The organism is Roseomonas nitratireducens (assembly GCF_017813355.1).
Lineage (GTDB): Bacteria > Pseudomonadota > Alphaproteobacteria > Acetobacterales > Acetobacteraceae > Neoroseomonas > Neoroseomonas nitratireducens.
The window spans coordinates 24590-37900 of the sequence record NZ_JAGIYZ010000023.1 but is presented as its reverse complement, the minus strand read 5'-3'; the positions used below and the strand labels follow the sequence as shown (position 1 = coordinate 37900).

The 13311-nt window shown below is 72.8% G+C and carries 12 protein-coding genes; 8 read left to right on the top strand and 4 right to left on the bottom strand.

Annotated features, from left to right (window positions below; genetic code table 11):
* Positions 1-52: 52 nt before the first annotated feature.
* Complete coding sequence (locus J5Y09_RS19655) at positions 53-1744, top strand: acyl-CoA dehydrogenase family protein (RefSeq protein ID WP_209353529.1); 1692 nt, start codon at positions 53-55, stop codon at positions 1742-1744.
* On the opposite strand, the gene J5Y09_RS19650 is transcribed toward J5Y09_RS19655, so the two are convergent.
* Positions 1745-2218, bottom strand: a complete 474-nt coding sequence (locus J5Y09_RS19650) for an STY0301 family protein (RefSeq protein WP_209353528.1) — start codon at positions 2216-2218, stop codon at positions 1745-1747.
* A 14-nt stretch (positions 2219-2232) separates the two neighbouring features.
* A complete protein-coding gene (locus J5Y09_RS19645) occupies positions 2233-3165 on the bottom strand; it encodes a mitochondrial fission ELM1 family protein (RefSeq protein ID WP_209353527.1) in 933 nt (310 codons plus the stop codon).
* 153 nt (positions 3166-3318) lie between these two features.
* Between J5Y09_RS19645 and J5Y09_RS19640 the strand changes: the two genes are divergently transcribed.
* The 7 genes from J5Y09_RS19640 to J5Y09_RS19610 all read left to right on the top strand — a co-directional run bounded on the left by J5Y09_RS19640 (position 3319) and on the right by J5Y09_RS19610 (position 8765).
* Positions 3319-4041: an orotate phosphoribosyltransferase gene (locus J5Y09_RS19640; RefSeq protein ID WP_209353526.1), complete on the top strand. Its 723-nt coding sequence runs from the start codon at positions 3319-3321 to the stop codon at positions 4039-4041.
* A complete protein-coding gene (locus J5Y09_RS19635; RefSeq protein ID WP_209353525.1) occupies positions 4041-5687 on the top strand; it encodes a peptide ABC transporter substrate-binding protein in 1647 nt (548 codons plus the stop codon). The genes J5Y09_RS19640 and J5Y09_RS19635 overlap by 1 nt, the downstream gene beginning before the upstream one ends.
* Positions 5672-6076: a VOC family protein gene (locus tag J5Y09_RS19630; protein ID WP_245217259.1), complete on the top strand. Its 405-nt coding sequence runs from the start codon at positions 5672-5674 to the stop codon at positions 6074-6076. The genes J5Y09_RS19635 and J5Y09_RS19630 overlap by 16 nt, the downstream gene beginning before the upstream one ends.
* Positions 6073-7005 carry an ABC transporter permease gene (locus J5Y09_RS19625; RefSeq protein WP_209353524.1) on the top strand — a complete coding sequence of 311 codons (933 nt, stop codon included), beginning with the start codon at positions 6073-6075 and terminating at the stop codon, positions 7003-7005. The genes J5Y09_RS19630 and J5Y09_RS19625 overlap by 4 nt, the downstream gene beginning before the upstream one ends.
* Entirely contained in the window at positions 7005-7832 is an 828-nt protein-coding gene (locus J5Y09_RS19620) for an ABC transporter permease (protein ID WP_245217258.1), read from the top strand. Before J5Y09_RS19625 ends, J5Y09_RS19620 begins: the two co-directional genes overlap by 1 nt.
* A 97-nt stretch (positions 7833-7929) precedes the next feature.
* On the top strand, positions 7930-8325 hold the full coding sequence (locus J5Y09_RS19615) for a hypothetical protein (RefSeq protein WP_209353522.1): 396 nt from the start codon (positions 7930-7932) through the stop codon (positions 8323-8325).
* Between the two features lie 146 nt (positions 8326-8471).
* Positions 8472-8765 carry a hypothetical protein gene (locus tag J5Y09_RS19610; protein ID WP_209353521.1) on the top strand — a complete coding sequence of 98 codons (294 nt, stop codon included), beginning with the start codon at positions 8472-8474 and terminating at the stop codon, positions 8763-8765.
* Between the two features lie 55 nt (positions 8766-8820).
* Here J5Y09_RS19610 and J5Y09_RS19605 read toward each other — a convergent pair whose 3' ends face one another.
* Together J5Y09_RS19605 and J5Y09_RS19600 are read right to left on the bottom strand one after the other, a co-directional pair.
* Positions 8821-10797 (bottom strand): PhoX family protein, encoded by a 1977-nt coding sequence (locus J5Y09_RS19605; RefSeq protein ID WP_209353520.1) that lies wholly within the window; start codon positions 10795-10797, stop codon positions 8821-8823.
* A 104-nt stretch (positions 10798-10901) separates the two neighbouring features.
* On the bottom strand, positions 10902-13214 hold the full coding sequence (locus J5Y09_RS19600) for a molybdopterin-dependent oxidoreductase (RefSeq protein WP_209353519.1): 2313 nt from the start codon (positions 13212-13214) through the stop codon (positions 10902-10904).
* Between the last annotated feature and the right edge of the window lie 97 nt (positions 13215-13311).

The window sequence follows — 13311 nt, the reverse complement described above, 5'->3', positions numbered from 1 at the left end:
ACCCTGCGCAACGGCATCCCCCGCGCTAGCCTCGCGCGAGGAGGACGCGCCCATGACCATCATCCGCCCGAACCGACCCGCCCCGGTCGGCGCCGAGGCCGTGCCGGACAGCCATGGCCTCAACCTGTTCCGCGCGGACCCCTCCCTCGCGGCGCTGCTGCCGCTGTACCTGCCGCGCGACCTGCTCGAACATCTGGCGCCGCATCTGGACCGCCTCGGCGCGCTGGCCGGCGGGCGGCTCGCCGAGCTCGCCGCGGCCGCCGACGCCAACCCGCCCGAGCTGCGGCACCGGACCCGGCGCGGGGAGGATGCGCAGTCCATCGCCTACCACCCCGCCTATCGCGAGATGGAGCGCCTGGCCTTCGGCGAATACGGGCTCGCCGCGCTGTCGCATCGCGCGGGCGTGCTCGACTGGCCGGCACCCATGCCCGCGGCGGCGAAATACGCCATCACCTACCTGTTCGTGCAGGCGGAATTCGGCCTGTGCTGCCCGGTCTCCATGACCGACAGCCTGGCGCGCACGCTGCGGAAATTCGGCGCGCCGGACCTCGTCGCGCGCTACCTGCCGGCGCTGACGAGCCAGGACCTCGACGCGCTGCACCAGGGCGCGATGTTCATGACGGAACAGGGCGCGGGGTCGGACATCGCGAACACGGCGGTGACCGCCGCGCCGAAGGCGGACGGGACCTGGGCGCTGACCGGCGACAAATGGTTCTGCTCGAACCCGGATGCGGAACTCGCGATGGTGCTGGCGCGGCCGGAAGGCGCGGCGCAGGGCATCCGCGGCGTCTCGCTGTTCCTGCTGCCGCGCGCGCTGCCCGACGGCAGCCCGAACCGCTATCGCATCCTGCGGCTGAAGGAGAAGCTCGGCACGCGTTCCATGGCGAGCGGCGAGATCCGGCTTGAAGGCGCCATGGCCTGGATGGTCGGCGAGCCCGGCGCGGGCATGCGCCAGATGGCCGACATGGTGAACAATTCCCGCCTGTCGAACGGCGTGCGCGCGGCGGGAATGATGCGCAAGGCGGTGACCGAGGCGCTGTACATCGCCCATCGCCGCATCGCCTTCGGCGCGCCGATCGTCACCCTGCCGCTGATGCGCCGGCAACTGGCGAAAATGCTGGTCCGCGCGGAACAGGCGCGGTCCATGGTGTTCCAGACCGCCGAGGCGCTGCGACGCTCCGATGCCGGGGAACCGGGCGCCTACCCCCTGCTGCGCATCCTGACCCCGCTGCTGAAGTTCCGCGCCTGCCGCGATGCGCGCGTGGTCACGGGCGACGCGATGGAGGTGCGCGGCGGCTGCGGCTACATCGAGGACTTCCCCGATGCGCGGCTGGTGCGCGACGCGCATCTCGGCTCGATCTGGGAGGGGACGTCGAACATCGTCGCGCTGGACGTGCTGCGCGCCGCGGCGCGGGAAGGCTCGCTCGAGGCGCTGGAGGCGCATCTCGCCGGGCTTCGCGCGGACACGGCGCAGCCGCTGGAAGGCCTGGACGCGGCGACGGAGCGCGCCTTCGCCCTCGCCCGCCACGCCGGCGGGGAAGGCGGGCCCGCCCTCGCGCGGCAGGCGGCGACGGGCCTCTACAACGTCGCCTCGGCGACGATGCTCGCCTGGGAAGCGCGCGCGGTGCCCGAACGACGCTTGCTCGGCGCGATGGTGCTCGCGCACCGCGTCCTGCCGCGGGACCCGCTGGCGGCCGAGGATGCGCCCATCCCAGACGCGCTGCTGCCCGACCCCGCCGGCTGATCAGCGGCAGGCGACGCGCACCTGCTCGGGCCCATGCACGGCGCGGCCGTGGCGCATGCCGCGGCTGTCCTCGCGGAAGCCCGTCACCTCGCAGCGCCGCGCCGCGGCGGGGACGGCGGCCATGATGCCGGCCTCCAGCCCCTCATACCGGCAGACGAGCCGGTAGGGCTGCGCGTTGCCGCCAAGGTCCCACCATTCGCGCCGATTGCGCGGATCGGCGTCGGGGCGGAGCTGCACGCGGTCCGCCGGGTCCCCTTCGAACAGGTCGGCGCCGCGCAGCCAGTGGCGCTGGCGCTCGGGCCGCAGCTCCCAGCCCATCGGCGCGCGGATCCGGTCGCCGGATTCGACCTCGACATGGGGCGGGCAGGCGATCAGCGGCGGCGGCGGCGCGGGGGGTGCGGGGCGCGGGGCGGGCTGCGCGGCGGCAGGTCCGGCGAGGAGCAGCAGGCCCAGGATGGCGGGCGCGTGGCGCATGGTCGTCTCTCCCTTCAGAAGCCGAGGAACCGTTCCGCCACCTCGAAGGCGACGCGGCCGGTCTCGTCGAGCGGCGCGCGCGCGAAGGGCGTCGGCGCCTCCTCCAGCGGCCGCGCCTGGCGCGCGGCGAAGATGCTCTCGTGCAGGCGGCGATGGCGCGGGCCGAGACCGCCCGGATCGGCGATGAACACCGGCGCCGCGGTCGCCAGCGCCTCGGAAATCATCGAGACCGAGTCGCCCGTGACCACCACCGCATCGGCCCAGGCGAGCAGGCCGGTATAGGGATTCGGCCCGCCATCGCCCCAGCGGTGCAGCCTGTGCGGCAGGGGCGCGATCGCCTCGGCCACGGCGGCCTCCGCCGGCCGGCCGGTGCGGCGGGACCCCGTGGCGAGCACGCTGCCCGCGAAACCCGCGACCTGGGCCGCGATGCGGGCCGCGACCTCCGGCGCCATTCCCTCCGCGCGCGGCGGACCGCCGAGCAGCAGCGCGACGCGCGGGCTCGGGAATTCGCCGAACATGCCCCACTCCGCCCGCGCGGCGGCCAGCCGGTCGGGCGACATCCGGTGCGCGGCGCCGAGGATGGGCAGGACGTTCGGCGCCTCGGGCGGCGAATCGTGCCGGCCGACCACCAGCAGGTCGAAGCGCGCCTCGGCGAAGCCCGGCCGCATGCAATGGACGATGCGCACGCCCCGCCCCCGCAGCCACAGCGCGACCGGCGCGCTGCGCCGCCCGGCGGAGATGGCCAGGCGCGGCCAGGGGGCGGCGATGGCCGCGCGGGCCGCCGGCGCAAGCCCCGCCAGCGTGCCCCAGCGCAACGGCAGCCGGGAGAGCGGCCCCCAGACGAGCGGCACCGTCCGGAAGGGCCGGCCGAGCCGCTCGGCGATTCCCAGCGCCTGCGCCGCCGTGCCCGCGCGCGGGTCGGCCAGCACCCAGACATCCTCCGTCATGGACGCGGCCCGCCCCGCCGCGAGCGGTTTCCAGAAGGCTGAAAACCGCCCGATCCTCGTTTCGCGAGCATCTTCACGCTTACGGCTGATTCCAGCCGCAAGCGATCTGCTCTAGGACAGGGGCGACAGGCACCATCACCAGGACGACCCGACATGACCGCGCTGCACGCCTCCGACTGGGACCGCGACGCCGCCCTGACCACCGCGCGCATCCTGCTCGAGATCAAGGCGGTGAACTTCCGCCCTGAGGAGCCCTACACCTTCACCAGCGGCTGGAAGAGCCCCGTCTACATCGACTGCCGCAAGATCATCTCCTTCCCCCGGGCGCGCAACCGGATCATGGAGCTCGGCGTCGAGAAGATCGGCCGGCATGTCGGCTACGAATCCATCGACGTGGTGGTGGGCGGCGAGACCGCCGGCATCCCCTTCGGCGCCTGGATCGCCGACCGGATGATGGCGCCCATGGCCTATGTGCGGAAGAAGCCGAAGGGCTTCGGCCGCAATGCGCAGATCGAGGGCGAGGTGCCGGTCGGCCAGCGCACCCTGCTGGTCGAGGACCTGACGACCGACGGCGGATCCAAGATCCGCTTCGCCAATGCGCTGCGCGAAGCGGGCGCGGTCTGCGAGCACACCTTCGTGGTGTTCTTCTACGGCGTCTTCCCCGGGTCCTTCGAGAAGATGAAGGCGATGGGGCTGAACCTGCACCACCTCTGCACCTGGTGGGACGTGCTCGAGGTCTGCCGCGAGAAGCCCTATTTCAGCGAGGCCGCGCTGAAGGAAGTGCGGAAGTTCCTGGAAGACCCCGTCTCCTGGTCGAAGTCGCATGGCGGGGTGGGGAGCGTCGAGGAAGCGAAGCTGAAGGACAGCGCCGAGTGATGCGGCGGGCGGTCGCGCTGCTCGCGCTGCTGGCGGCCCCCGCCGCCGCGCAGCCGCGCGACACGCTCACCATCGGCATCACGCAATACCCTTCGACCTTCCACCCCAACATCGAGAACATGGCCGCGAAGTCCTACGTGCTGGGCTTCGCGCGGCGGCCGCTGACGGCCTATGGCGCGGATTGGCGCCTGACCTGCCTCGCCTGCGAGACGCTGCCCACGCTCGAGAACGGCCTCGCCGAGCGCGAGACGACGCCCGACGGCAAGGCCGGCATCCGCGTGACCTTCCGGCTGCGCGAAGGCACGCGCTGGGGGGACGGCACGCCGGTCACCGCCGAGGATCTCCGCTTCGCCTGGGAGGCGGGGCGGGAAGCCGCGACCGGCTTCGGCCCCGCCGAATTCTACCGCAGCGCCTACGAACTCATCGTGGTGGACCCGCGCACCGTCACGCTGCGCTTCGACCGCGTGACCTTCGAATACGCCTCCATGGGCGACTTCCAGCCGCTGCCCGCGCATGTCGAGCGCGCGCGCTGGCAGGCCGACCCGCGCGCCTATCGCACGCGCACCGCCTACGACACGGAAACCACCAACCCCGCGCTGTGGAACGGGCCCTATCGCATCACGGCGGTGCAACCGGGCGCGTCCATCACGCTGGAACGCAACGCGGCCTGGGCGGGCGCGGCCCCGCATTTCCGCCGCATCACGATCCGCACGGTCGAGAACACGCCCGCGCTCGAAGCGCAGCTGCTCGCCGGGCAGGTGGACATGATCGCGGGGGAACTTGGCCTGCCGATCGAGCAGGCCATCGCGCTGGAACGGCGCACCGGCAACCGCTTCCGCTTCCTGTACCAGCCCGGCCTGATCTACGAGCACATGGACCTGCGCCACGACCACGTCGCGCTGGGCGACCGCCGCGTGCGCCAGGCGCTGCTGATGGCGACCGACCGCGCGCAGATCACCGAAAGGCTGTTCGGCGGGCGGCAGCCCGTGGCGCATAGCTCGGTGAACCCGCTCGACCCGATGCACGACCCGCAAGTGCGGCAATGGCCCTTCGACCTCGCACGCGCCCGCGCGCTGCTGGACGAGGCGGGCTGGACGCCCGGCCCCGACGGCATCCGCCGCAACGCCGCCGGGGAACGCCTGTCGCTGGAATTCATGACCACCGCCGGCAACCGTGCGCGCGAACAGGTGCAGCAGGTGCTGCAGGGCATGTGGCGCCAGGCGGGGATCGAGGCGCGCATCCGCAACGAGCCGCCGCGCGTCTTCTTCGCGGAGACCCTGTCCCGCCGCCGCTTCCAGGGCCTCGCCCTGTTCGCCTGGATCAGCGCGCCGGAATCCGTGCCGCGGTCGTCGCTGCATTCGGACGAGATCCCGCGCGAGGAACGCAACTGGTCCGGCCAGAATTACGGCGGCTTCCGCAATGCGGAGATGGACGTGCTGACCCACACCATCCCCGAACAGCTCGACGCCGCGCAGCGGCGGGAGATGTGGCGCCGCCTGCAGGCGATCTATGCCGAGGAACTGCCCGCCATCCCGCTGTGGTTCCGCGCGGATGCGCATGTCTGGCCGACATGGCTCGACGGCGTGCGGCCGACCGGGCACCTCAACGCCTCGCCCCTGTGGGCGGAGGAATGGCGGGCGCGCTGATGCTCGACCATGTCTCCATCACCGTCAGCGACCTGCCGCGCGCGGCGCGGTTCTACGATGCGGTGATGGCGGCGCTGCGCGTGCCCTGCGTGTGGCGGGAGGCGGACGCGATCGGCTACGGCACGCGCAACAGCGCCGACGACGACAGCCACACCTATCTGACGATCCGCGCGACGGGTGCCGCGATCCAGGCCGACCGGCGCCACTGGTGCTTCCGCGCGCCGGACCGCGCGGCGGTCGCGGCCTTCCACGCCGCGGGCCTCGCGCATGGCGGCGCGGATGACGGCGCGCCGGGGCCGCGGCCGCACTACCACGCCCACTACCATGCGGCCTTCCTGCTCGACCCGGACGGCAACAGGGTCGAGGCGGTGTGCCACCGACCGGCATGACCCGCCTGCTCGCCAGCCGCCTCGCGCAGATCGCCGCGACCCTTGCGATCCTGTCCTTCTGCGCCTTCGCCCTCATCGCGCTGATGCCCGGCGACCCGATCGAGGTCGCCATCGCCGGCGATCCGCGCCTGACCAGCGAGGACGCGCAGCGCCTGCGCGCGCTGCACGGGCTGGATCGCCCCTTCCATGAACGCTACCTCGCCTGGGCCGGCGGGCTGGTGCGTGGCGAGTTCGGCTATTCGCGGCTCTTTGCCCAGCCGGTCGCCGCACTGCTCGGGCCCGCGCTGCTCTCCACCCTCGCGCTGGCCGGCAGCGCGCTGCTGATCGCGCTCCTGCTCGGCGTCGCACTCGGCGCGCTCGCCGCGTCGCGCCCGCGCGCGGCGCCGGGCGTCGATGCCATCGCCGTCATGGGCCAGGCCATGCCGACATTCTGGCTCGGCATCCTGCTCATCATCCTGTTCGCGGTGACGCTGGGCTGGCTGCCGGCGGGCGGCGCGGCCGAGGCCGGCGCGGGCCTCACCTACCTGATCCTGCCGGTCGCGACGCTCGCCATCGCGCATCTGGCCGCCTATGCGCGGCATTCGGCGGCATCGCTGGAAGCCACGCTGACCGAGCCCTGGATCCGCACGGCCCGCGCGCGCGGCGCCTCGGAACACGTCGTGCTGGTCCGCCACGCCTTCCCCAACGCCGCCCTGCCCGTGCTGCAGATCGCCGCCCTCGACGCCGGCGCGCTGGCCGGCGGCGCGCTGGTGACGGAGACGGTCTTCGCGCGGCCGGGGATGGGGAAACTCCTCTACGACGCGGTGATGGGCAACGACACCAACCTTGCCCTGGTGGCGCTGCTCCTGGTGGCGCTGGTGACCATGCTGGCGACGCTGGGGGCCGACCTCGCCCAGCGCCTGCTCGACCCGCGGCTGCGCGAGCGGTGATGCGCCTTCGCCTCGGCCTGCTGCTGCTCGGCCTGCTGGCGGTCGCCGCCGCGGCGGCGCCGCTGGTCGCCGATGCGCTCGGGCATGATCCCTTCGCGCCCGACCTGCTCGCGCGGTTCGAGCCGCCTTCGGCGCGCCACCCTCTCGGCACGGACGATCTCGGGCGGGATATCCTCACGCGGCTGCTGTACGGCGCGCGGGTTTCGCTCGCGGTCGGGCTCGCCGCGGCGCTGGCGGCAGCGTTCATCGGCACGGCGGCGGGGCTGGTCGCCGCCTGGCGCGGTGGTACGGCGGATGCGCTGGTGATGCGCTTCGCCGACTTCATGCTGGCCCTGCCCGCCCTGCCGCTGCTGGTGCTGCTCGCTGCCGCCGATCCCGCGCGCATCGGCCTGCCTGGGCGCGGGGAGGCGGCGGGCGACGTGCTGCGCATCGTCGTCATCCTCGCGCTGTTCGGCTGGGTCGGCGTGGCACGGCTGGCGCGGGCGGCGGCCCTCGCAACCTTCTCGCGCGACCATGTGCGCGCGGCGCGCGCGCTCGGCGCCAGCGAGGGCCGAATCCTGCGTCGCCACGTCTTGCCGGCGCTGCTGCCGCCGGTCGCCGTCGCCACCGCGCTCGCCGTGGCCGGCGCGATCCTGGCGGAGAGCACGCTGTCCTTCCTCGGTCTGGGCATCAGCCCGCCGGCGCCCTCCTGGGGGAACATGCTGGCGAACGCGCAGGAACTGGTCTTCTCGGCCCCCTGGGCCGCGGTCTGGCCGGGGCTGGCCATCATGGCGACGGTCGCGGCCTGCACCCTGGTCGCGGACGGGCTGCGCCGACGCGGTTCTTGACGCGGATCAAGGTCGAGGCCCGCCGCGCGCGGCAATCTCCGCGCATGAAGGGAGGCGCCGTCGGCGCCGTCCGCCACCGGGAGCGAGGACCGAGACCATGCCCAACACGCCGCTGACCCAGTCCATGATGGACCTCCTCTCCCACATCAGCCTGCCGGCCGCCAATGCGCCGAGCCATGGCCATGGCGACGCGTCGCAGACCGATCCGCGCACGCCCCTGCCGGACAACCTCGCCGGCCCGCATGGCGTGCTCGACCACCTGCTCGCCGAGGTGGAGCACGACCTGCTCGAGGGCCGGCAGCATGCGGCGACGACCGCGCTCGGGCTCGCGGGCACCCGCGTCAGCCTCGATGCGGCGCGCGGCCATACGCCGCCCAAGCATGTCGAATGGCTCGCCGCGCATCTGCGCGCGGCGGCCCGGGAAATGGGCGACGGCCATCCCGGCAAGGCGCTGAAGGCGGTGCGGCTGGCGCGGCTCGCGCTGCGCCCCTGATCGGCGGGCGAGAAACATGTCCGATCAGTCATTTGGCGGATAGTCCTGGGACAGGCTGGGAGGATTAGACCTCCCTCCAGGCTGCGGGCCCCCGACCGTGCCGACCGTGACGTTTCCGGTCCACCCGGTCGAAAGGACTCATGCCCATGTTCCGCGCCTTCCTGATTGCCGCCGGCCTCGTGCTGGCGCTCGGCACGCTCAGCCCCGCCGAGGCCACGCGTGGCCGCACACGCAGCTCCGCCGCCGAGGCCACCACGGCCAGCGCCGAGGCGCCGCGCGCCAGCTCCACCCGCCGCACGCGGCGCAGCGAGGCCCGCGCCCAGCGCCGCGCCCGTGGTGAAGCCAGCACCTCCTCCCGCCGCAACCGCGGTGCGCAGCACGCCTCGGCGCGCCGCACGCCGCGCAGCGGCGCCGCCCAGGCGCCGACCGCGACGCAGTGAAACGCAGAAGGGGGCCGCGAGGCCCCCTTCCCGTCTTCGGCGATGCAAGGCGCGATCAGTCGCCGATCACGCCGCCATCCTTCTTCACGATCGCGATGACCGAGGGCCGCGGCGGCACGCCTTCGGCGAAGTCGGGCCAGCGCGTGGACGGGCGCTCGAAGGACGACCCGCTGTCCTCGCCAGGGTGCTGGATGGCGAGGAACACCGTGCGGTCATCCGGCGTGAAGAGCGGCCCGCAGACCTCCGCCCCCGTCGGCGCCTGGTAGAACAGCTTGGTCAGGGCCCGGCCCGCGCCGCGGGTATCGGCCGCGTAGAGGCCGTCGGCGATGCCGGCCGCCGTCGGCGCGCCGTCCGTCGCGATCCAGATCCGCCCCTTGCTGTCGAAGGCGCAATTGTCGGGGCAGGACAGCCAGCCCTCGCCCGTCGCGCGGTGATACTGCGTGCCGGCATCGATCCCCGGCTTGCCGGCGACGAGGAACAGGCCCCAGCGCATCTCCTTCGCGGCGTGGTCCACCTCGTTGGTGCCGGCGCCGGGCGGGACGATCTCGACCACATGGCCATGCGTGTTGCGCGCGCGCGGATTGGCGGCGTTGACCTGCTGCGCCGTGCGGCGGTCGTTGTTGGTCAGCATGACGTAGACGCGCCCCGTGACCTTGTTCGGCTCGACATCCTCCGGGCGGTCCATCGGGGTCGCGCCGAGCAGGCTCGCCGCCTGGCGGGCGTTGATGACGACATCGGCCTGGCTGCGGAAGCCGTTCGCCTCGGTCAGCGGGCCCTGGCCATGCACCAGGTCCAACCACTCGAGCTTGCCGTCGTCGTGCAGCTTCGCGACCGACAGCACGCCCTCATCCAGCAGGTCGCGGTTGGCCGCGCGGTTCTGGCGGTCGAAGGGGCGGGCGGTGACGAAGCGGTAGACGAACTCGAAGCGCTCGTCGTCGCCCATGTAGATCACCACGCGGCCGTCCTTGTTGACGGCGTGGTGGCAGCCCTCGTGCTTGAAGCGGCCGAGCGCGGTGCGCTTCACAGGTTCGCTCTGCGGGTCGTAGGGGTCGAATTCCACCACCCAGCCGAAGCGGTTCGGCTCGTTCGGCTCCTTGCCCACGTCGAAGCGATCCATGTGGGTCGGCCAGGAATACCAGGACTGCTGCGCCAGGCCGTAGCGGCGCCAGGCGGCGTGCTGCGGGTTCTGCTGGTTGGCGATCTCGGCGCCGCCGAAATAGCCGTTGAAGTTCTCCTCGGCCGTCAGCACCGTGCCCCAGGGCGTGTTGCCGCCGGCGCAGTTGTTGAGCGTGCCGAGCACGCGCAGCCCGGTCGGGTCGGCGCTCGTCTTCATCGCATCGTGCCCGGCCGCGGGGCCGGCGACGCGCATCGGCGTCTCGCCCGTGATGCGGCGGTTCAGCCGGCTTTCCTTCACATATGACCAGCGGCCGCCGGTCTTGCGGATCTCGACCACCGACATGCCGTGCGCGAGCAGTTCCGTCCGCGCCTGCTCCGCGCTCGCGCGCAGGGCCGAGGTGCGCCCGGTGCCCATGCCCGGCCACATGAGGTTCGTGTTGGTGTACTCGTGATTGACCGCGAGCAGGCCGTGCTCGGAATTGTTGCTCCCGGCCGGCAGCGGGAAGAAGTCGAGATAGTCGTTGTTGTAGCCGAACTGCCGCGCCTGCTGGTCGGGCGTGGTGCGGCCCGGCGTGAAGTCCGGCGCGTCGGCGAGGATCGGATCGCCCCAGCGGATCAGCGTCTGCACCTCATAGCCCTCGGCAACGCTCTCGGTCTGCGCGAGGCCGTGGCGGAGTTCCTCGAAGCCGAGCGTCGAGGGGCCGCCGGTGCGCGGCACGCCCTGCGCCTCCGCCTCGCCCGGCAGGGCGGCGAGCGCGGCGGCCGCGGCGCCGGCGCCGAGCAGCGCACGGCGACCGTAGCGCGCCTCGATGATCTCGCCGATCGGGCGGCGCGGATCGGGGTTCGATGTGCCGAACTCCTCAGAGGCGTCGATCTTCTCGTCCTCGGGGATGGCAGGCAGGTGCGTGTCGGGCATGGCGTCCGTCCGATCTTGGGCAGGCGCCGGCAGGATGTCCGGCGGCGGCGGGAATGTGGCGGCACCCGGATGACCCGGGAACGGGTCCGCCTGTGAAGAATAGGTTACAGCGCTTCCTCGATCCGCGGCGGCAGGTGCGCGCGCACCGGGGGCAGCGCCTCGGTCCATTTCTCCACCTGCACCAGGCAGGATTGCGCGGACGGCCCCTGGCCGAGGCGGGACGTGCCCACATCCGGCGTCAGCACGTTCGGGTTGCCATGGACGCAGAGGCTGCCCGGCACGCCGGGTTCCAGCGGGTCGAACCAGGCGCCGGTCGCCATCATGGCCACGCCACGCATCAGCCCGGCATCGGTGCGTAGCCCGCCCAGGCATGCCCCGCGATTGTTGAAGACGCGCACGATGTCGCCCGGCTTCAGCCCGCGCTCGGCCGCGTCCTCCGGGTTCAGCGTGATCGGCTCCCGCCCCGCGATCTTGTCGCTCGCCGCGACGCGGCCCGGGTCGAGCTGCCCATGCAGCCGCGTCGCCGGCTGGAAGGACAGCAGGTGGATGGGGAAGCGCCGCGCGGCCTCCGCGCCCAGCCATTCGCGCGGTTCGATCCAGGCCGGATGGCCCGGCGCGTCGTCATAGCCGAAGGAGGCGACGGTCTCGCTGAACAGCTCGACCTTGCCGGAGGGCGTGTCGAGCGGGTTCTCGGCCGGGTCGGCGCGGAACTCGGCGAACTGGGTGTATTCGGCGCCGCGCTTGGGGCGCTCGGCCTCCCACCAGCCCTTGGCCCAGAAGGTGTCGAAGTCGGGCGTCTCGAAGCCCAGCTCCGCGCTGTGCCGGCGCCATTGCTCGAACAGGTGGCGCAGCCAGGCATCCTCGTTGCGCTGTTCGGTGAAGCGGTCGCGATAGCCGAGCTCCTCGGCGATGTCGGCCAGCATGTCGTGGTCGTTGCGCGCCTGCCCGACCGGCTCGATCGCCTTGTGCATGGCGCGCAGGAAGCGGTCGCGGCCGGAACTCGCGATGTCGTTGCGCTCGAGCGTCGTGGTCGCCGGCAGCACGATGTCGGCATGGCGCGCGAGCGCGTTCCAGTGCTGCTCCTGCACGATGATCGTCTCGGCCTGCGCCCAGGCGCGCAGCATGCGGTTGAGGTCCTGGTGGTGGTGGAAGGGATTGCCGCCGGCCCACCAGACGATGCGCGTGTCCGGGTAGCGCTGCTCCCGCCCGTTGAAGTGGTAGGTGCCGCCCGGATTCTCGAGCATGTCCGTGATGCGCGCGACGGGGATGAAGGCACCGGTCGGGTTGCGCGCGGCGGGCATGGAGAAGGAGGGGACCTCCTGCCGCGGATTGCCCATGCCGTTCACGCTGCCATAGCCGTAGGCGACGCCTTCGCCCGGCTTGCCGATCTTGCCGAGGATCGCGGCGAGGGCGGCCAGCATCCAGTAGGGCTGTTCCCCGTAATCCGCGCGCTGCAGCGACCAGGTGGCGGTCAGCATCGCGGGCACGCCCGCGAGTTCCAGCGCGAGCGCGCGGATGCGCGCGGCGGGAATGGTCGTGATCGGCGCGGCCCAATCGGGCGTCTTCGGCGTGCCGTCGCCCTCGCCCATGATGTAGGCGCGCAGCCTGTCCCAGCCGACGCAATGGGTGGCAAGGAAGGCGCGGTCCTCCTTGCCTTCGCTCACCACCACATGCGCCATGGCGAGCAGCAGCGCCGTGTCCGTCCCGGGGCGGATCGGGATCCATTCCGCCCGGCACCAGTCCGGCACGTCGCCGCGGTTGGGCGAGACCTGGACGAAGCGCAGCCCGGCCTCGGCCGCGGCGCGCATGTTGATCTCGTTCGAATGTTCCGCCGCGCCGCCCGAGGTGACGAGCCCGTTGCGCAGCGGCAGGCCGCCCAGGCAGAGCATGACCTTCGCGTGGCGCGTGATCGCCGCCCAATCGGTGACGCGGCCGAGCAGCACCTCGTTCGTGCCGAGCACATGCGGCAGCAGCGCCTGCGCCGCTGCGTAGGAATAGGCGTTGACCTGCCCCGTATAGCCGCCGCCCAGGCCCAGGAAGCGCTGCAACTGCGAACGCGCATGGTGGAAGCGCCCGGCCGAGGACCAGCCATAGGACCCGCCGAAGATGGAGGTCGGCCCGTGCTCCGTCCGCACGCGCCGCGTCTCCTCCGCCACCAGCCGCACCGCGCGGTCCCAGGAGACAGGGACGAAGGCATCCCCGCCGCGCAGCTGCCCGCGCCGGCGCCCTTCCAGCCAACCCTTGCGGACATAGGGGCGATCCACCCGGCAGGCGGCGTGGACGATGTCGGGCATCGCCTCGATCAGGGACCCTGGGAAGGGGTCGCGCTCGAAGGGGCGGACGCCGACCAGGCGGCCATCCTTCACCACGGCGTCGAAACTGCCCCAATGGGCGGCGTGTGGCTTGATTTCGGTCATGGCGGGCTCCTCGGCCGGCGAGGGTGGCGCGGGCGGCGCCGCGGGGCAACCACGCCCCTTGGGGACCGCCGCGATCCGGGCCTAGACTGCTTCCCAT